The organism is Sinomicrobium halophytocola, assembly GCF_052983395.1.
Genome location: NZ_JBRKIT010000036.1, coordinates 22,903 through 42,714, shown reverse-complemented (window position 1 = coordinate 42,714; position 19,812 = coordinate 22,903). Strand labels below are relative to the sequence as shown.

Below are 19,812 nucleotides of genomic sequence, written 5' to 3'. Positions count from 1 at the left end.
GAGTTCAATGCCCATTGTTGTCTGACCCGTAATTTCGGGTCTTTTTGTATACTGAGAATACAGACCCTGGTTCCGGAGTTGGGAGTCACGAAAGATGAATTAGCTTTTAATCTCTCATAATGATGTTTTCTTGCTCGATAGTATCAGGGGATGTCCGAATCGCTATCGAAGATAATTGCATTAAAAAACGCAGAACTACCGACTAAAGACTTCATAATTTTCACACCCGATCCTATATAAAAAGTGCTTGAGCACATAAATCCGGCATTGTTGATAATCCTGTCAGTAATTTTGTCTTTTTAATTTACCGAGATAACCGTATATTGCCTGTGTTTTCCAGAAAACAAGGTGATTTATGAAGAAAATATTGGTATTGCTGTTAGTGATCCCGTTATGGTGTTTTGCACAGGAAACTGACCCTCTCTCGGTAGGAAATGAGTATTTACAGCAAAAATGGGTAGACAGTATCTATACGAAAATGAGCCTGAAGGAGAAGATCGGGCAATTATTTATGGTAGATATCTTCCCGGAGAAAGGAGAAAAACAAGTAGAACGGGTAGAAAAACTGATCCGGGAATACCATGTTGGCGGCATTATTTTCTTTAAGGGGCATCCCTATGAACAGGCCCTGCTTACCAATAAATTTCAGGCTATGTCCAAAGTGCCACTTATGGTGGGGATGGATGCCGAATGGGGATTGTCCATGCGCCTGGACTCCACATTTGCCTACCCGTGGAATATGACCCTGGGAGCAGTGAAAAATAATAAACTGATAGAGCAGGCAGGATACCAGATAGGAAAGCATGCACGAAGATTGGGAGTCCATATCAATTTTGCACCGGATATCGATATCAATACCAATCCGGAAAACCCGATTATAGGTAACCGCTCTTTCGGAGAAGACAAATACAATGTAGCGGATAAAGGTGCCGCTTTTGCCCGGGGAATGCGGAATGCCGGTATACTGGCCTGTGGAAAACATTTTCCCGGGCACGGGGACACCCAGACCGATTCGCACAAAACGCTTCCCATCATATCTTTCAGTAAAACCCGAATCAGCAATGTGGAATTATTTCCCTACAATCGCCTTATTTCGGAAAATCTCGAAAGTGTTATGGTCGCGCACCTGGATGTGCCGGCGCTGGAAAGCAGGTCCGGGTACCCGTCTTCCATATCCAAAAATATCATTACCGGGTTGCTTAAAGAAGAACTGGGATTTGAGGGGCTCATATTTACCGATGCCCTTAATATGAAAGGGGCTTCCGATTTTACTGTTCCCGGAGATATAGATCTCGCAGCTTTTATGGCCGGCAATGATATGCTGGTTATGTCTCTCGATGTCCCGAAAGCGACTCAGAAACTTACACAAGCTTATGAAAAGGGAGAAATTACTGAAGAAAGGCTGGCCTATTCCGTAAAAAAGATACTCAGGGCAAAGTTTAAAGCCGGACTGCAGCGCTATGTGCCCATACAGACTGAAAACCTTTATCAGGATCTGAATACCCGTAGGGACAGTATTCTGGAAGAAGATATTTATGCCCATGCCATTACCGTGGCAAAAAATCAGGATAGCCTGTTACCGCTTACTTCCCTGGAAGAAAAAAAGATAGCTTACGTGCATTTGGGAGATGATAGGGGAGGTGATTTTTTAAAAGCCCTGAACCGGTACGCACGTGTGGATTATATTACCGCAGAGAAACCGGATAGGCTTCTCAAAGACCTGGAGCCCTATAATACGGTGATTATCGGGCATCACAGGTCCAATGCTTCTCCGTGGAAACCTCATGATTTTACGGTAAAAGAGTTGACATGGCTTTATGAAATTGCCAGGGAAAAGAAAGTAATACTCACCACTTTTGTAAAACCCTACAACCTCCTCAAATTAAATACCCTGGAGAACATAGAGAGTATAGTTATTGGCTATCAGAACAGTCCGGTGGCACAACGTAAGGCTGCTGAGGTTATCTTCGGGGCTATCGGTGCCAGTGGAATATTGCCTGTCACGGCAAACAAGGACCTTTTGGTAAATACCGGTATAGAAACTGTTCCGTTGGGAAGGCTGCAATACGGTATTCCGGAGAGCGTTGGAATGAGTTCGGATATCCTTAAGAAAATTGATTCCATAGCAAAAGATGCTATAAAGACCCTGGCTATGCCCGGAGCACAGATCCTGGTGGCCAGAAAAGGAAAAGTAGTTTATAATAAAAGTTTCGGGAGGCATACGTATACCGGTAATACCGCGGTTGCAAATGATGATATTTACGATGTGGCTTCCCTGACCAAGATACTTGCCACACTTCCTCTGATAATGAAAATGGACGATGAGAAAAAAATAGCGATAGATTCTACCCTGGGCAGTATTTTGCCGGAGTTTAAAGGGACGAACAAGCAGGACCTTACCGTTAAAGACCTCTTGCTCCATTATGCCAGGGTAAAACCCTGGATACCGTTCTATCGGTATACGCTCGATAAAGAAACCAAAAAACCGCTGGAAAAATATTATCGCAAGAGTCCGCAGGGTAATTTTAACGTAAAGATAACGGAGCATCTCTACATGCGTGAAGATTATAAAGATTCTATTTTTAAGGATATAAAAGAGAGCGACCTGTTGGCCAAAAAAGAATACAGGTACAGTGATCTCGGTTACTTCATACTGCAAAAATTCATTGAAAAGGCTTACGGGAGCTCAATGGATTCTCTCGGGGAAAAGTTTTTTTACGCTTCTCTGGGGGCGGACCATACCATGTTTAACCCGCTGGACCGTGGAATGGAAAAAGAAAAGATAGTACCTTCAGAAGCCGACGATTATTTTCGTTACGAAGTCATCCAGGGATATGTTCATGATATGGCGGCTGCGATGAAAGGCGGGGTTTCCGGACATGCAGGCTTGTTCTCGGATGCCAATGACATTGCCAAGATTATGCAGATGTATCTTCAAAAAGGATATTACGGGGGGAAGCAATATTTTAAGGAGGGCACGGTAGATAAGTTTAATACCTGTTACTATTGCAGCAGAGATGTAAAACGAGGGCTGGGATTTGACAAACCCCGGCCGGAAAGCCTGGGCAAGGAAATGTATGACAGGGTTCCGAAAAGCAGTTTCTGCCATTCCGGTTTTACCGGCACCTATGCCTGGGCAGACCCGGAAAATGAAATAGTATACGTATTTTTGTCCAACCGGACCTATCCGACAGCGAGTAACCGAAAACTTATAACCCAGGGGACAAGGACCGAAGTATTACGCGTTATTTACGACGCTATAAAAAATTAACAAGTACGATACGGAACAGAGAAGGAAAGTAAACCTATACCCTGAATCCGGACTCAAACACAACACACATGAAAATAGCTATAGTATGTTATCCGACCTTTGGCGGAAGCGGGGTGGTCGCTACAGAACTGGGCATCGCCCTGGGCAACAGGGGACACGAAATTCATTTTATTACATATAAACAACCTGTGAGACTGGCTTTGCTGAACAGTAATATCCATTTCCACGAAGTGCATGTGCCCAAATATCCGCTCTTTCACTATCAGCCTTATGAACTGGCCCTTTCCAGTAAGCTGGTGGATATGGTAAAACTGCACAAGATAGAACTTCTTCATGTGCACTATGCCATACCACATGCTTATGCCGGGTATATGGCCAAACAGATGCTTGCGGAAGAAGGAATTTCCATACCTATGGTAACCACACTGCACGGTACGGATATTACCCTCGTAGGGAGCCATCCGTTTTACAAACCGGCGGTGACTTTCAGTATCAATAAATCCGATGTGGTGACTTCCGTGTCCCAGAGTCTCAGGGAAGATACATTACGACTGTTTGAAGTGAAGAACGATATTCACGTTGTTCCGAACTTTATAGACATGAGCAAGTACAAAAAGAAATTTGAGGATTGCAGGCGGAGTATGATGGCCGATGAGGGAGAGAAGATAATAACCCACATCAGTAATTTCAGGAAGGTAAAGCGTATCCGGGATGTGATAAAGATATTTTACGAAATACAGAAAAAAGTGCCGGCCAAGTTATTGATGATAGGCGAGGGGCCGGAAAAAGAGGGTGCCGAATTACTGTGTGAGGAATTGGGAATCGCGGAAAAAGCTTTGTATCTTGGTAACAGTAATGAAATAGACCGTATTCTCTGTTTTTCAGACCTGTTCCTGCTCCCGTCCGAAACCGAAAGTTTCGGGTTGGTTGCACTTGAAGCCATGGCCAACGGTGTTCCGGTAATTTCCAGCAATACAGGAGGGATTCCGGAAGTAAACAAAAACGGGGTAACCGGTTTTCTAAGCGAGGTCGGTGATGTGAAAGATATGGCTCACAATGCCATTAAACTGCTGACCGATGAAGAAAAGCTGGAAACATTTAAGAAAAATGCAAGGAAAGAAGCGGCTAAATTCGATATAGAGAATATAGTTCCTTTATATGAAGAGATATATCAAAGGGCCTTTACGGTAGCATGATGAAAAAAGGGGCTTAATGCTCCCGATATGTTTCCGGTTTATCCCGAATCAAAATCATATACCATGAAAAGATCCATATTACTGCTGTTTATACTCGTTGGCTGGTACTGCACAGGCCAGGAAGATAAGATTGCGGATAAGCAGGTTTTGGATAAAGCCTTTGATGCTTTTCGGGAAAAGAGTATTACGGATCGTAAATTTACACATAGCGACATTGAACCTCTGATACGTAAAAGGGAAGAGAACGGTGTTTTTTCCGTTCATAAACTCGGTGCATCTGTGGAGGGAAGAAGTATCTACCAGTTACGTTGCGGAAGTGGAAAGACAAAGGTAATGCTGTGGTCGCAAATGCATGGTAACGAAAGTACGGCTACTATGGCGTTATTTGATCTTTTTAATTTCCTGGAAGGCAGGAACGATGGTTTTGACCAGCTTCGTAATCGTATTCTGGAAAACACCATATTGTATTTTATCCCGATGCTCAATCCGGACGGGGCAGAAAAATTCCGCAGAAGGAACAGTTATGATTTTGATCTTAACCGGGATGCCGTGAGAGCTGCTGCACCGGAATCTGTTATCCTGGGTGAAGCAAGGGCCGGAGAAGAACCGGATTTCGGTTTCAATCTGCATGACCAGAGTATATATTACAATGTTTCCGGAACTTCCGAACCTGCGACGATCTCCGTTCTTGCACCGGCCTATAACCGGGAGAGGGAGATAAATGATGTTCGTAAACGTGCTATGCAGGTTATTGTAGGGATGGACCGGCTTTTACAGGAGTACATTCCCGGGGGTGTTGGGAAATACGATGATACTTTTGAACCCCGTGCTTTCGGCGATAATTTCCAGAAATGGGGAACCAGTACCATTCTTATAGAATCCGGGGGATACCCGGATGACCCCGAAAAACAATTTATTAGGAAACTGAATTTTTCGGTTATACTTCATGCCCTTTCGGAAATCGCATCGGGCAATTATGAACAATACCATACCGAAGACTATTTCAGGATTCCGGACAATGATTCCAAACTGACGGACCTTCTTATCCGTAATGTGGAAGTAATAGGGAGGAGCGGGGAACGTTTCCTGACGGATATCAATATTCGTAAGGGAGAGGAAACTCCCCGTATCACCGACCTGGGAGACCTTTCGGTATTTTACGGATATAAGGAACTGGATGCATCCGGTTATACCTGGATGCCCGGTAAGGTCTATGAAAAAACTTATTCATCGGTTCGTGCCATTAGTCCCGATGAAGCTATGTCGCTGCTTCGAAAAGGATATGCCGCGGTTCGGATAGGCTCTTCAGAAAAAGATGAAAAAACAGATATTCCCTTGTTGCTTCTCGGGGAAAAAGAAAATCTTTCCGAAGGGCTGTTTATCGGAAGACCGGGCTATTTTTTCCTGGCCAAAGATGGTAAACCGGTCTATGCTGTGGTGGATGGAGAAGTAGTGAAGTTATAATCTGGCTTTACCCGTTTTTCGGGCACGACCTCATTTCTTAATTTTTATCCTTTTTCTTTCCCCCGAAAAGTCGCTTAAAGAATCCTTCTTTTTTCTTCTTTTTCTTTTCTTTTGTCTTTTTTCTGTTTTCCCGTAGCTCCTTTTTGCGCACTTCGTCCGGATTTCCGAAGATTTTTTCAAGGAAAGTATCTTCGCGGATATTGTCACAGTTCAATTCTTCGAGAACGGAGGCCGATGTGGCCGGAAAACGGGCAGCGGTATAGTTGACATAAGTAGTGTCCCGGTTCATTTTTTGCATGAATTTCGCAAAAACGGGTAGTGCGGAGTTAGCTCCCTGTCCCATGCTTGTGCTGCGGAATCCGATCCGGTGATCGTCTGCCCCTACCCAGGTCACGGTAACGAGGTTAGGCGTAATACCCACAAACCATCCGTCTTTGTTGGATTGTGTAGTGCCGGTTTTTCCGGCGATGGCATTTTGCAGTTTATAAGAATAACGTAACCTGGATGCTGTGCCTTCGTTTACCGTGGCTTTCATCATTTCCAGCATGACCTGCCTGGTGTGTTCAGAAAATGCGGGTTTGGTTGTTTGTTCCGGTTCGAATTCCACAAGTACGTTACCCTCATTATCTTCTATACGGGTAATGAAAAAAGGTTTTACAGGCCTGCTTTTGTTTACATAGGAAGCATAAGCCCCCGCCATTTCTTCCACACTGATCCCTGCTGTACCCAATGCCAGCGAAGGTACTTCGGGTAAAGGAGAAACGATGCCCAGTTTTTTGGCCATAGCAATGGTATTCGGAATGCCAGCGTAGTCAAGTACCTTTACCGCCACAGTATTTATAGAACGACTCAGGGCGTATTTGAGGGAGTAGTTTATAAATTCCTCTTCTTCTTTATCCGTAGCATTGGAAGGGCTCCATCCGTCATATTCTTCGTAAACTACTTTTTTCGGAGAAAAGTACGTGCAGGGATACAGCCCGTTTTCAAGGGCCGTGGTGTAAACGATCGGCTTAAAAGTCGATCCCACCTGCCTTTTGCTCTGCCGTACATGGTCGTACTTGAAATATTTGTAGTTAATGCCACCTATCCAGGTGCGTACCGCCCCCGTTTGCGGATCAATACTTATCATCCCCGTATTGAGGAATTTCAGATAATGCAGTATACTGTCTATGGTACTCCTGTTCGCTATCGTATTTTCTTTCCAGTCAAAGAGCTCGATCTTCCGCGGTTTATTCAGGGAGTCCATGATCTTTTCTTCATCCCATCCCTGCTGTTTCAGGGAAAGGTAAGGTTGCGATCTTTTTATGGCTTCTTCCGTTATTTTTGCATTTGCCATCCAGGGTGCACGTTTGCCGTAACTTTTTTCAAACTGTTGCTGTAGTTTGGAGAGGTGCTCTTGCATGGCCTCTTCGGCTAATGATTGCATTTTGGCATCCAGGGTGGTGAATATCCGGAGGCCGTCCCGATAAATATCATAGGTTTTACCTTCTGAATCGGGGTTTGCTTTGCACCAGGTTTCCACTTCTTTTTTTACCTGTTCCCGGAAATAAGGGGCAATGCCTTCGTCATGAGAATACGCAGTATAATGTAATTCGGTCGGAATTGTTTTCAGGCTGTCATAGACATCCTCTTCCAGGTAGTCATATCGGACCATCTGGTGGAGTACGGTATTACGGCGCTCCCGGCTTTTTTCAGGGAACAGCCTGGGATTGTAATAATAATTGGCCTTGAGCATACCTACCAGGGTGGCTGCTTCATCTGCAGAAAGCAGCCTGGCTCTTTTACCGAAAAATTTATAGGAAGCACTCTCTATACCGTATGTATTATCGCTGAAAGGTACGGTGTTAAGATAAAGGGCCAGGATCTCTTTTTTGTCATATACCCTTTCTATACGCCTGGCGATGATCATTTCACGAAATTTGTTTACCGCGATACCGAGCCTGCCGTAGTTTTTCCTTTTATAAAGGTTCTTTGCCAGTTGTTGTGTGATGGTACTCCCTCCTCCGGAAGAATCGTCACGGAGCAGGATACTTTTGAAGAATACCCGGAAAAAACTGCGGTAATCAATACCGCTGTGGTCATAAAAACGGAAATCTTCCGTGGCGATCAGGGCATCTATCAGGTTCCCGGGAATATCCTCATAAGGGATAGATTGCCTGTCAAACATGTAGTATTTTCCGATGAGTTTATCTTCCTGACCGTATACTTCCGAGGCCTCGGTCTGTACGATCTCTTCTAGTTCTTTCTTGTCCGGAATATGCCCCCACAAGCCAAAGTAGATACTCCAGTAAAACAATAAAAAAGCGAGGGTAAGCCCGCCAATTCCCATAAGGGACCATCGTAACCATTTGGATTTGATCTTTCGCATACGCTAATATATACGCAAAATGAACAATATTAGTATGTCTGTTTGAGATTTTTTTGAATCTGCTGTTGAAATTTCATCGGCATTTCCCGTAAAAGAGATAAAGTATGTATATTTCCGGTAAAAGTCTGCCCTGATTCTTATCGGGTTAAATTTTACGGGATACGGGACAGAACCTTTTTATTTTTGTATTTTGACAACGAATGTAAGGACAGGTAAAAAACAGGTTATGGTAGATATTACACATAAAATAACAACACTGCGTGTAGCTACGGCACAGGCGGAAGTGCAGGTGGGGAAAAAGGAAACGATAGACGCTATCCGGAATGACCTGGTACCCAAAGGAAATGTCCTTGAAATGGCGAAGACAGCAGGCCTTTTTGCCGTGAAAAATACCAGCCAGGTTATCCCGGATTGCCATCCGTTGCCCATCGAATACACTGCGGTGGATTACGAGATCGAAGAACTTAAAATACGTATTGTTTTTACAGTGAAGACCGTGTATAAAACCGGGGTAGAGGTAGAGGCCATGCACGGAGCATCGGTAGTCGCTCTTACGATGTACGATATGCTGAAACCCATAGATAAGGAAATAGAGATCAAACACATTAAACTGTTGCATAAAAAAGGAGGGAAATCTTCTTTTGTTAATACCTTTTCCACACCCTTACTGGCCGCTGTAGTGGTCTGTTCCGATACTATATCCGCCGGAAAAAAGGAAGACCGTGCCGGAAAGGTGATCATAGACAAACTGGACCAATTTGGTGTGCAGGTAGCGGCATATGATATTATTCCCGACGAAGCTGATATTATAGAGAACAAAGTACGTGAGCATACAAAGAACAATGACTTACTGATCTTTACCGGTGGAACGGGGCTTTCCGGGAGAGATGTTACTCCCGAGGCCTTGTCTTCCCTTCTGGACCGCCGGATACCCGGTGTGGAGGAGGCGATCCGCAATTACGGACAGCAACGCATGCCATATGCCATGTTATCCCGGAGCGTGGCCGGAATGGCCGGAAATTGTCTCGTACTGGCATTACCGGGGTCTACCAACGGAGCGGCAGAATCCATGGACGCGGTATTTCCGCATCTACTGCATATTTTTAAGGTAACCGGAGGGCAGCGGCACGATTAACCCCTTTTTTATCCGGCCTGTAAGGCTTTGTTGACAAGTAAAAGTACTTCCGGGGATAACTTTAATTGCAATGCGGCCTCCTGACCGGAAACAGACATTTTTGCCCAGGTCTTACGTACGATGTCCACAACCTTGTCTTCCGGATGTTTGGTGGCAAAATCCTGGAAATAATATTGCAGGAAAACCAGGCACACCACATCTTCCAGTATCTGGCTTTCTTCATCCTTTTTGAGTTGCTTTTTGCGTATAAGCGCTGCAACCCGCCCGGTGAAGTCATCCGTAAAGCCGAGGTCTTTTAATATTCCCGTAGTTTTTTCCGCGTGGAACTTTTTCAGTTCTTCCCGCCATTTCAGATAACCTATCCTGTCCATGGCATACGCATCCCTGTTTATTTTCCACCGGCATATATGCTGCGCCCTGGCCGCTATTTGAAGTTCTCCGGAAGCATCGGGGTAATAATCCAGCAGTTTTTCCGTCATGCGCCTGGAATAAAGGAGCTCTTTTGGAAACTCTACTCCACCGATGATCTCTGCATTCGGGTCTTTTGCATTTTCCGCATCTATTTGTGCGATAGCCATTTCAATTTTGGATACGTGTTGCATCTTATGGGTTTTTCTGGATTGGAATGCGTTTCTAAAAGAAAAACAATATACATATTTTTCAGATTTTCCCTTTAAACCGGGAAACATTTTTACCGGGCTTCCGGAATGCAGAGCCAAAAGTATGAAAGATTTGTTTTTATATCGGGAGATACAGAACCATCACCCACGTATGTTTTCTATAATTTCTTTGAGTTGTAACAGGTCCATTTCCACAAGTTTTGCATCCTGGACATACTGTTTTTCCGTCATTCCCGGTAATTGGAATAACGTAAACACCACTTCACAGCCGTCGGCATTAGAAAATGCCCGCATAGGGTTATATACGGTTTCTCCGGAAGGAAGAGTTACATTGTGGTCCTGTATGCCAAGATCATTATGTGGTACAAAGGCTACTTTCACGGCACCCATAGGAGATGCTGCGATCCATGTGTCGCCTTCCTTTCTGATCGATCCGCTCAACCCGGCGGCCCACTTTGGCAGGTTGGCAGGATCGGAGGCAAAATCATAGACCAGTTTTACCGGTTTTTTAATAGATATGCTGATATGTCTTGATGGTAAGGTCATTTCGCTTTTTTGATGATTATCAAAGTTAGGGACTTTTTCAGAGAATGAGAGCAGAGAAAATAACAATGTGCATAATAGTTGACTTTGTCAACTATATTTATTAATTTGCCCTTGTTTTAAAACATGGTAAATATGGAACAGGTTCTGGTGGATGAAATACGGGCATTCAACCGTTTCTATACGGATATCATCGGCCTGCTGGACCGCAATTTTCTGAACAGTCCGTATTCTCTTGCGGAGATCAGGGTTATATATGAAATTTTCCATCAACAGGGAATCAAGGCTTCGGAGATCATGGATATGATGCACATTGATAAAAGTTATCTGAGCCGTATGCTGAAAAAACTGGAAAAGGGTGGGTTGGTTACCAGGGAGCAATCCGGAGAGGACGGACGTGCTTATCTGTTATTCCTTACGAAAAAAGGGAGAACGGAATTTACCGGTTTGAACGAGGCTTCAAACAAACAGATTATAGGATTGCTGGAGCCGCTAACCGAAAATGAAAAAGAACGATTGGTAGAAAAAATGAGAGGCATAATACAAATATTAACCCCGGAAACATAATCATCATCATGCAAAATACTGTAAATTCAGAGAGTATTAAGATAAGGACAGGTTTACGTCCTGGAGACCTTGGCTACATTGCCTATCTGCACGGCAAAATATATGATGAAGAATGTGGTTACGGCCGCGGATTCGAAAGCTATGTGCTGGAAGGACTGGCAGCGTTTTTACGGGAATATAATCTGTCCAAAGACCGGGTATGGATATGTGAGGACGGAAATAAGATCGTAGGTTTTCTGTCCGGGATGTATCGCGATCATCTGGTACAACTGCGGTACTTTATTCTATTGCCCGAATACCGCGGTTATGGATTGGGGAAAAAACTCATGCAATCTTTCATAGCGTATATGAAGGAAATCAAATGCCCGAAAGCATATCTCCGGACCACAAGAGAACAGGAAACGGCTATAGCTCTTTACAAAAGGTTTGGTTTCCGGCTTAGCGAAGAAGCCCCTTCCGAATCTTTTGATAAGCCTTTAGTGGAACAGCGTTACGATTTGGAACTTTAAAAAAATGCACAGGATCACAGTACTACGATCCTGTGCAAAAACATTAATTCTTGCCGGAAAGTGCCCGGTCTACCGAATGTTTTCCTCCACCGAGAATAAAGATAACGATACTTAGAAGCAGAAAAACAAAGGCGATTGCTTTTGTATCAAAGGGGTCGGCTGCGTGAGCAACAAAAAAAGCTACGCACATGGTAATAAAGATCGGAATTACGGCAAATCGCGTAAACAGCCCTATAGTGACCAGGATACCACAGAAGAATTCCGCAAAAATCACCAGGATCAGCGATAATTCCGAACCAATACCTATAATATCTCCAAACATGGGCAGGATGTCATTGTAAGACACCAGCTTCATATAGCCATAACGGATAAACAACCCCCCGAAAATAAGTCGAAGGAATAATGTTGCCACATCGGTGTTCAGGGAACGATAGTCAATAAATTTTTTCATATTTGTCTGGTTTGGTTAACATTATGTTAGATAAATGTAGAAATTATTTTTTTATTTTGAACAGATCAGGGAGAATACATTGGAAATAAATCCATTTTAGCCCATACACTACCGGTCCGGAAATGAGATTTGTACAATAATGCCCTGTTTTCGGATTATAGTACTCCACAAAATAGATATATTTATACCGAACCTTAAGGTGAATATTAGAAAATAGATAATTTATGGTTTTAATTATTTTTATTTTCCAAAATATTAACAATATTTACAGGGTTATTTTTAAAAACTGATTATCCTTGATAAAAGGAAGTGGATTTGCTTTTTCATCGTAGTGAATGTTGTACACAAATGGATATGCGTCGTATTTTTCACCTCATTTTTCCCTTATTTTTTTTGCCGTTAACTACAGCGTCCCAAAATGACGTATATACTTTTCGGCATTTATCTACTGCGGACGGACTTTCCCAGAGTTCAGTAATTGCTATCAAGCAGGATGGTTCGGGGCAGATGTGGTTTGGAACACGCGATGGTCTCAACAAATACGACGGTACCAGCTTTTCGGTTTATCGAAATGACCCGGAAGATCCTTTGTCCATAAGTAATAGTGATATACTTTCCCTGGAAGAAGATCGTTCCGGTTATGTCTGGGTAGGGACATATAACGGCCTTAACCGGTACGATCCCCGCAAGGATATATTCAGAAGATATTTTCATACCAATTCCCCCCATTCTCTCAGCAATAATATGGTGCTGGGCATACGTGAACTTAAGAACGGGGAGATCTGGATAGGGACCGCAAACGGCCTTTCCATATATGATCCTGAAGAGGATAGTTTTATTTCCGTTTCCCACACGCAAGGCGAACCGCGCAGCCTTCCGGGTAATTTTGTCTCTGCCATCCTGGAAACTACAAACGGAGATGTCTGGGTAGGAACTTCCCGGGGAATGTGCAAGGTTTTACGAAGAGAAGGAAACCTCTTTTATTTTAAATCATACCGGGCTTCGGACGGATCGGAGCTTTTTATCCGGGATATGGCCGAAAGTCCGGATGGGGATATTTGGATAGGGACCAAAGACCACGGTCTTTACAAACTTTATACCGCTACAGGTGAAATAAAGTTGTTTTCCGGCGACGGTGCCGAAGAAAAAATAGATGAAGATGTCCGGACACTTACCCTTGATAAAGACGGGGTGTTATGGGCCGGGACCTATAATGGGATCAATACCATAGCGCCGGATGGTACGGTGCGGAAAATTCTGAACCAACAGGGAAATATATCCGGTCTTAGCAGGAACACCGTAAAATCCGTATATACCGACAAGAAGGGATCGGTATGGATAGGGGCTTACTATGGGGGGATCAATATCTGGGATAAAGCCAATGTTAACTTCACCAATTATCGTCGCACCACAGAACCTAACACCCTTGGGTATGATGTAGTGAGCTCTATTGAAGCCGACAGGCACGGAAACCTGTATTTCGGAACAGAAGGCGGAGGGATAACCGTAAAGAATAATGAATCGGGGAAAGCAGATTACATACAGGTTAATAACGGTTTGCCGGGGAATAATATAAAATCCATGTACCTGACCGGCAAAGAGCAATTGTGGATAGGTACCTTTAACGCGGGAATTACGGTTTATGATACCCGAAGTAAAACATTTGCAGATGGTATATTATCCCGGTCCCTCAGGAATTTTCTGGATCAGGCAGGGGTTTATGCCATCGGGCAAAGTGATACAAATACTTTCTGGCTCGGAACATTCGGTGAAGGACTGGTACGTTACGATAGCAAGAACAAGACTTTTTTTGTGCTCAGACATGATCCGGAGGACCTGAATTCTATCTCCAACGACCAGGTAAGGACCATCCTGGCAGATTCTGTAGACACGGTATGGGTAGGAACCCCAAGCGGGCTGAATCGCCTTGTTTTTGACAAAAATAATCCGGATAAGCCGAGAATAAAACACTTCTTTTATGACGCGGAAACACTTTCGGGAGATGATATCCTTACCGTTTTTAAAGATAGTAAGCGAAATTTATGGGTGGGTACAAAATCCCGGGGATTGTTCCGGCGGGACGGAGATACATTTACCAATGAACAATTACATACGGATAATCAGTCCATAACTGCAATACACGCTATTGTTGAGGATGAAGAGGGATATCTGTGGATCAGTTCCAACCAGGGAATCGTAAAATACAACCCTGTTGCCAGGAAGACAAAACTGTATAACCAGAAAGACGGGCTGGTGAGCAATGAATTTAATGATAATGCCTGTCTGAAATTGGCCTCCGGGAAAATGTATTTCGGGGGACCGATGGGAGTATCTTCTTTTGACCCGGCTAAAATTGCAGTGAATTCATACACCCCCGGGGTCATCCTTACCGATTTCAAAGTGCGTAACGAATCGGTATACAAAAGGAAAGAGGGAGAAATACTGGATAAAAGTATTAACCATACCAAGGCTTTGACGCTGAACTATGACAAAGCCAATTTTTCGATTCACTTTGCCATTCCGAATTTTATAAATGCTACAAATAATCAGTATGCCTATCGGCTTATAGGGCTCGACGATCAATGGAATATCACCTCCGCTACGGAAGCTTCCTATACGATACAAAAACCGGGGACATACCGTTTTGAAGTAAAAGGGGCCAATAATGATGGCGTATGGAACGAAATTCCTACGGTACTGGAAATCACCGTCCGCCCCGCTCCCTGGAGGAGCTGGTGGGCGTTTACACTCTATGCCCTGCTGATAATGCTGGCACTTTACGGCCTGATACGAATTATGAAATCCAAAGCCAGGCTCCGGCATGAACTGGAACTGGAGCACCTGGAAAGAGAAAGGGTCAAAGAAATAAACCGGGCCAAATTACAATTTTTCACCAATATTTCCCACGAATTCCGGACACCGCTGACGCTTATACTCGGACCCCTGCAACAACTTCTGTCTGACTATAAAGGCAGTAACAAAATGTACAAAAAGCTATTGGTCATAGAAAGCAGTGCCAATCATTTGCTGCAGCTCATCAACAGGTTGATGGACTTCAGGAAACTGGAAAACGAACGATTTAAGCTACAGTCGGCCGAAGGGAATATGGTGAAATTTCTCCGGGAAATATACCTCTCTTTTACCGAATACGCCAAAGCAGGAAATTATACCTATACTTTTGATACTACAGACGAAGAAATACCGGTGTATTACGACAGAGACAAGCTGGAACACGTGTTTTATAATCTTATTTCCAACGCATTCCGTTATACCTCCAATGGCGGACAAATAAAACTGGAGGTAAGAAAAGGAACTAAAAATATTATCGTCGAGGTAAAGGACTCCGGAGTCGGGATACCCGAAGCGTATATAGACAAGATCTTCGACCGTTTCTTTGAGGTCGGAATGCAGGGCAAACCCGAAAACTATAACAAAGGTACGGGTATAGGCCTTTCCCTGGCCAAGAGTAATGTAGAACTGCACAAAGGGAATATTACCGTAAAAAACCGTAAATCGGGGGGAGCCGTATTTAAAGTGAAATTACCTTTGGGTAAAGAACATCTCTCCGGCGAAGAGATCCTGACCGATTTTAAATTCAGTGACGATATTTCCCTGTACACCGGGCAGCCGGAAAAGATCGAATGGACAGAGGAACAGGAAGTACATGACCTGTTAACGGATGAACTAAAAAATACCGTTATGATTGTTGAAGATAACACCGCCTTGCGTTCTTTTATCGTCAACCTCCTTCGTAAGGATTATAACGTCATAGAAGCTGAAAATGGCAAAGTAGCCCTGAAAAAGGCGCTTAAATATATCCCTGACCTTATTGTAAGCGATGTTATCATGCCGGAAATGGTAGGTACAGAACTCTGTTCCAATCTCAAGGAAAACCTTAAAACAAGTCATATTCCGATAATACTGTTAACGTCCAGGACCTCCCTGGTGTATAAATTCGAAGGCTTGGAGAGCGGTGCGGACGACTATATCAGTAAGCCTTTTAATGTAAAGGAGTTCTTCCTGCGGATTCGAAACCTGCTGGAATCCACCCAGCGCCTGAAAAAGAAATTCTCCAGTGAAGACCACCTTAGCCCTGCGGAGATCACCGTGTCTTCCATAGACGAGCAGCTGCTTAAAAAAGCCCTGCAGATCGTTGAGGACAATATCTCGGACGAACAGTTCGATATCCCAGCTTTCTGTACCGAACTCGGGGTAAGTCGTACCATGCTGTTTACCAAGATCAAAGCCTGGACTAATTTTACCCCTAACGAATTTATCCGGGAGATCCGTCTCAAAAGAGCTGCCCAACTACTCGAACAGGATAAACTCAATATTTCACAGGTGGGATATAAAGTAGGATTTCGCAATCCGAAATACTTTGCCAGGTGTTTCCGTAAAAAATACGGGCTGACTCCCACCGAATATATAGACAAATTTTCGGCAGACTACGTCTGATAGTAACTTTCCCGCTAAAATAACTCTTCAGAAGGACAGATTGGATGTTTGTACACCCATTTTTGAACTTTTACGTCTGGTCGTATACCTAATTTTGAAGAGTTGAAGATAAAAACGGACACGGGGAAAAGCCTTCAGGACAATAATATATCCCCTTCATAGTAAAAACCAATCAAAACCAAAACACATGATAATAAGTGAAAAAAAGAAGTATGTCTTCGGATTTTTATTGCTTGTATGTACTGCATTGACCGCGCAGGAGCGAAAAATAACCGGTACGGTAACCGGTGCTTCGGACGGACAGCCGTTGCCCGGGGTGAATGTGGTGATAGAAGGATCAACCACAGGAGTCACTACAGACTGGGATGGTATTTATGAAATCACCATTCCATCCGGATCGGCCGTACTTAAATTCAGCTATATCGGGTTTATCACCAAAGAGATTACCGCGGGAAACCGGCAACAGATAGATGTGGCGCTGGAAGAAGATGTGAGTAAGCTGGAAGAGGTGGTGGTCATCGGGTATGGTTCCCAGAGAAAGAGTGACATTACCGGGGCCGTATCCTCCGTAAAAGCGGAAGAACTGGCAGCCTATCCGGCTTTAAGCGCCGAACAGGCTTTGCAGGGACGTGCAGCCGGGGTGGCCGTACAATCGAACAACGGTGGGGAACCGGGGGCTCCCGTTAAAATACGTATACGGGGCGGTACATCTATTAATGCCAGTAGCGATGCGCTTATCGTGGTAGACGGGTTCGTGGGAGGTTCCATGCCCCCTCCCGAAGATATAGCTTCCATGGAAATATTGAAAGATGCTTCCGCAACTGCTATTTACGGTTCACGCGGATCTAACGGGGTGATTCTCGTGACGACCAAAAAAGGAAAACCGGGAAAAGCCTCCATAGAGCTGAATTCCACATATTCCGTACAGGAAATAAGTAACCAGATCGATCTCCTGGATGCCAATCAGTTTGCGGCATATCGCGAGTCTTATAATAACAATTATACAAGAGGTCCGGCCAATACCGACTGGCAGGATCAGATATACCATACCGGAAGTATAGCCAGTCACCAACTCTCCTTTTCGGGGGGAAGCGACACGGCACGGTATTATATATCAGGAACGTTCTACGACCAGGAAGGAATCGTTATCAATTCCGATCTGCAACGCTTTTCCTTTTTAAGTAATGTAGACCTGGATGTAACGGACAATCTTAAGGTGGGGCTCAATATGTTCGGCAGGAGAAATACCGCAAACGGAGTTATCACACAGGTAGCTTCCGGGGGTGCGGGAGCGGCTGGAGTAGTATCTTCCGCATACCGGTTTGCCCCCGACCTGGGGATTTACGATGCCAATGGCGACTATACCATAAACTCACTCGGCGATGATATAGACAACCCGGTGGCAACGGCCCGGGAAAATGTGAACGAAAGGGTTTCGGACCTCTACAGGGCCAATTTCTATGCGGATTATACTATTCTCGAAGGCCTGTCATTCAAAACGACATTCGGTTACAGTACGTCCAACAGTACCACCGGAACGTTTCGTCCGACTACCCTAATCGCGGGGGCGGGAGTAGGAGGTGAAGCCACTATAAGAGATTCCAGGTCTACCAACCTCTTATCAGAAAATTATCTGACCTATAAAAAAGATATCGGTAAGAGCTCTTTAACAGTGATGGCAGGTTACTCCTATCAGAAAAACAAATCGGAAGGATCATTTGCAGGGGCCAGGGGATTTGTGTCCAATTCCGTCTCTTATAGGAACCTGGACGGGGGATCCGTTTACCTGCAACCCGAATCTTCGCTCTCCGAAAGGGAACTGGTCTCCGTGTTCGGCAGGGTGAATTTTGAATATGACGACCGGTATATGCTGACGTTTACCGGGCGTCGTGACGGGTCTTCCGCATTCAGTAAAAACAATAAATACGCATTTTTTCCTTCCGGGGCCATTGGCTGGAACATGGCTAACGAAGAATTTTTGAAAGAAAGCAGTGTGATTTCCAGCTGGAAATGGCGTGCGAGTTACGGGGTTACCGGAAATCCATCCATCCCGGCATACGGTACCCTGGCCAGGTTTTCGGAAATCTATTCCGTTATAGGTGACAACCTGGTGAACGGAGTGGCTGTAACGGTATTGGCCAACGATAACCTGAAATGGGAGTCGTCTTACCAGACCAACCTGGGAGTGGATATAGGTTTGCTGGATAACCGTCTGAACCTGACAGTAGATTACTATAACATAGAAACACGCGACCTTTTGTTTGCACGCCCCCTGCCCGAATATATCGGCCTGGCCAGTCCTTTCCAGATTCAGAATATAGGGGTTCTGGAAAATAAGGGATTGGAGGTGACAATATCTTCCAGGAACATATCCAATGAAAATTTCAGATGGAATACCGATTTTAATTTTTCCATGAACAGGAATAAGGTAAAAAAACTACCGGACGGCGAAGATATTCTCATCGATTCTTCTCCCGGGCATTTTCTGCAAAGCGATTCGCAGGTACTCCGGGAAGGAGAGCCCGTCGGGTCCTTCTTCGGATATGTTTACGACGGTGTTATTCAGGAAGGACAGGAGATCCCGCAGGGATTTGAAAACCAGCCCGGAGGAGAACTGTTCCGGGATATCAACGGAAGGGACGCTAACGGCGATCTTACCGGCATGCCCGACGGGATGATCAATTCGGATGACAAGACCATTATCGGAGATCCTAATCCGGATTTTATTACCAGTCTCAATAACACCTTTACTTATAAGAATTTTGATCTGAACGTATTCTTCCAGGCTTCCGTAGGCGGCGATGTTCTCAATTACACGCTTCTGGAACTGGCTTCGGGAGATTCCAATGCCACGACAGAAGTACTGAAGGCCTGGACGCCTGAAAATACGGATACCAATGTACCGGCAGCCGCTGTACGGGAAAAAAGGATAAGCTCAAGGTTTGTGTATGACGGTAGTTATGTGCGCCTGAAAAATCTTTCCCTGGGATATTCCCTTCCCGAACGGATACTGGAAAAATTAGGGTTTCAAAAGATCCGGTTCTTTATGAGCGGTCAGAACCTCCTCACCTTTACGAATTATCCCGGAGCTGATCCGGAGGTTAACTACAGGAATAACAACGATGAGAGGAGCAATACATTCCTGGGCCTCGATTACGGTAGCTATCCCAATGTAAGGTCGCTGACCATGGGAGTGAATCTAAAATTTTAAAGGACTCAAAAAAGGTATTAAG

12 protein-coding genes are annotated in these 19,812 nt (G+C 44.4%); 8 read left to right on the top strand and 4 right to left on the bottom strand.

Features of this window, described 5'->3' with window-relative positions; translation table 11 throughout:
• The first annotated feature begins 355 nt into the window (after positions 1 to 355).
• The 3 genes from ACVBDY_RS15370 (at position 356) to ACVBDY_RS15360 (ending at position 5,931) form a co-directional block, all read left to right on the top strand.
• The gene (locus ACVBDY_RS15370) at positions 356 to 3,271 is read left to right on the top strand and encodes a serine hydrolase domain-containing protein (RefSeq protein WP_447176346.1); all 2,916 of its coding nucleotides are present in this window, start codon (positions 356 to 358) and stop codon (positions 3,269 to 3,271) included.
• 68 nt (positions 3,272 to 3,339) lie between these two features.
• On the top strand, positions 3,340 to 4,467 hold the full coding sequence (gene bshA / locus ACVBDY_RS15365) for an N-acetyl-alpha-D-glucosaminyl L-malate synthase BshA (RefSeq protein ID WP_447176345.1): 1,128 nt from the start codon (positions 3,340 to 3,342) through the stop codon (positions 4,465 to 4,467).
• A 63-nt stretch (positions 4,468 to 4,530) separates the two neighbouring features.
• Positions 4,531 to 5,931: a M14 family zinc carboxypeptidase gene (locus ACVBDY_RS15360; protein WP_447176344.1), complete on the top strand. Its 1,401-nt coding sequence runs from the start codon at positions 4,531 to 4,533 to the stop codon at positions 5,929 to 5,931.
• Positions 5,932 to 5,968: 37 nt separating this feature from the next.
• On the opposite strand, the gene ACVBDY_RS15355 is transcribed toward ACVBDY_RS15360, so the two are convergent.
• Positions 5,969 to 8,299: a transglycosylase domain-containing protein gene (locus tag ACVBDY_RS15355; RefSeq protein WP_447176343.1), complete on the bottom strand. Its 2,331-nt coding sequence runs from the start codon at positions 8,297 to 8,299 to the stop codon at positions 5,969 to 5,971.
• 226 nt (positions 8,300 to 8,525) lie between these two features.
• On the opposite strand from ACVBDY_RS15355, the gene moaCB reads away from it, so the two are divergent.
• Positions 8,526 to 9,434: a bifunctional molybdenum cofactor biosynthesis protein MoaC/MoaB gene (gene moaCB / locus ACVBDY_RS15350; RefSeq protein ID WP_447176342.1), complete on the top strand. Its 909-nt coding sequence runs from the start codon at positions 8,526 to 8,528 to the stop codon at positions 9,432 to 9,434.
• 8 nt (positions 9,435 to 9,442) lie between these two features.
• Here the strand turns inward: moaCB and ACVBDY_RS15345 are convergent, their stop codons facing one another.
• Together ACVBDY_RS15345 and ACVBDY_RS15340 are read right to left on the bottom strand one after the other, a co-directional pair.
• Positions 9,443 to 10,036, bottom strand: coding sequence for a DUF4202 domain-containing protein (locus ACVBDY_RS15345; protein WP_447176341.1), 594 nt, complete (start codon positions 10,034 to 10,036; stop codon positions 9,443 to 9,445).
• Positions 10,037 to 10,195: 159 nt separating this feature from the next.
• Positions 10,196 to 10,600 carry a hypothetical protein gene (locus ACVBDY_RS15340; RefSeq protein WP_447176340.1) on the bottom strand — a complete coding sequence of 135 codons (405 nt, stop codon included), beginning with the start codon at positions 10,598 to 10,600 and terminating at the stop codon, positions 10,196 to 10,198.
• Positions 10,601 to 10,732: 132 nt separating this feature from the next.
• On the opposite strand from ACVBDY_RS15340, the gene ACVBDY_RS15335 reads away from it, so the two are divergent.
• Both ACVBDY_RS15335 and ACVBDY_RS15330 read left to right on the top strand, forming a co-directional pair.
• Positions 10,733 to 11,164, top strand: coding sequence for a MarR family winged helix-turn-helix transcriptional regulator (locus ACVBDY_RS15335; RefSeq protein WP_447176339.1), 432 nt, complete (start codon positions 10,733 to 10,735; stop codon positions 11,162 to 11,164).
• Positions 11,165 to 11,172: 8 nt separating this feature from the next.
• Entirely contained in the window at positions 11,173 to 11,673 is a 501-nt protein-coding gene (locus tag ACVBDY_RS15330; protein ID WP_447176338.1) for a GNAT family N-acetyltransferase, read from the top strand.
• Between the two features lie 43 nt (positions 11,674 to 11,716).
• On the opposite strand, the gene ACVBDY_RS15325 is transcribed toward ACVBDY_RS15330, so the two are convergent.
• Positions 11,717 to 12,124, bottom strand: coding sequence for a DoxX family protein (locus tag ACVBDY_RS15325; protein ID WP_447176337.1), 408 nt, complete (start codon positions 12,122 to 12,124; stop codon positions 11,717 to 11,719).
• Between the two features lie 354 nt (positions 12,125 to 12,478).
• On the opposite strand from ACVBDY_RS15325, the gene ACVBDY_RS15320 reads away from it, so the two are divergent.
• Together ACVBDY_RS15320 and ACVBDY_RS15315 are read left to right on the top strand one after the other, a co-directional pair.
• On the top strand, positions 12,479 to 16,579 hold the full coding sequence (locus tag ACVBDY_RS15320; protein ID WP_447176336.1) for a hybrid sensor histidine kinase/response regulator: 4,101 nt from the start codon (positions 12,479 to 12,481) through the stop codon (positions 16,577 to 16,579).
• Positions 16,580 to 16,766: 187 nt separating this feature from the next.
• Entirely contained in the window at positions 16,767 to 19,790 is a 3,024-nt protein-coding gene (locus ACVBDY_RS15315; RefSeq protein WP_447176335.1) for a SusC/RagA family TonB-linked outer membrane protein, read from the top strand.
• The last annotated feature ends 22 nt before the right edge of the window (positions 19,791 to 19,812 follow it).

Excerpts from the sequence above, each read along its gene's own strand:
- ACVBDY_RS15370 (WP_447176346.1), top strand. The coding sequence starts at position 356 with ATGAAGAAAATATTGGTATTGCTGTTAGTGATCCCGTTATGGTGTTTT.
- bshA (WP_447176345.1), top strand. The coding sequence starts at position 3,340 with ATGAAAATAGCTATAGTATGTTATCCGACCTTTGGCGGAAGCGGGGTG.
- ACVBDY_RS15360 (WP_447176344.1), top strand. The coding sequence starts at position 4,531 with ATGAAAAGATCCATATTACTGCTGTTTATACTCGTTGGCTGGTACTGC.
- ACVBDY_RS15355 (WP_447176343.1), bottom strand. The coding sequence starts at position 8,299 with ATGCGAAAGATCAAATCCAAATGGTTACGATGGTCCCTTATGGGAATT.
- moaCB (WP_447176342.1), top strand. The coding sequence starts at position 8,526 with ATGGTAGATATTACACATAAAATAACAACACTGCGTGTAGCTACGGCA.
- ACVBDY_RS15345 (WP_447176341.1), bottom strand. The coding sequence starts at position 10,036 with ATGCAACACGTATCCAAAATTGAAATGGCTATCGCACAAATAGATGCG.
- ACVBDY_RS15340 (WP_447176340.1), bottom strand. The coding sequence starts at position 10,600 with ATGACCTTACCATCAAGACATATCAGCATATCTATTAAAAAACCGGTA.
- ACVBDY_RS15335 (WP_447176339.1), top strand. The coding sequence starts at position 10,733 with ATGGAACAGGTTCTGGTGGATGAAATACGGGCATTCAACCGTTTCTAT.
- ACVBDY_RS15330 (WP_447176338.1), top strand. The coding sequence starts at position 11,173 with ATGCAAAATACTGTAAATTCAGAGAGTATTAAGATAAGGACAGGTTTA.
- ACVBDY_RS15325 (WP_447176337.1), bottom strand. The coding sequence starts at position 12,124 with ATGAAAAAATTTATTGACTATCGTTCCCTGAACACCGATGTGGCAACA.
- ACVBDY_RS15320 (WP_447176336.1), top strand. The coding sequence starts at position 12,479 with ATGCGTCGTATTTTTCACCTCATTTTTCCCTTATTTTTTTTGCCGTTA.
- ACVBDY_RS15315 (WP_447176335.1), top strand. The coding sequence starts at position 16,767 with ATGATAATAAGTGAAAAAAAGAAGTATGTCTTCGGATTTTTATTGCTT.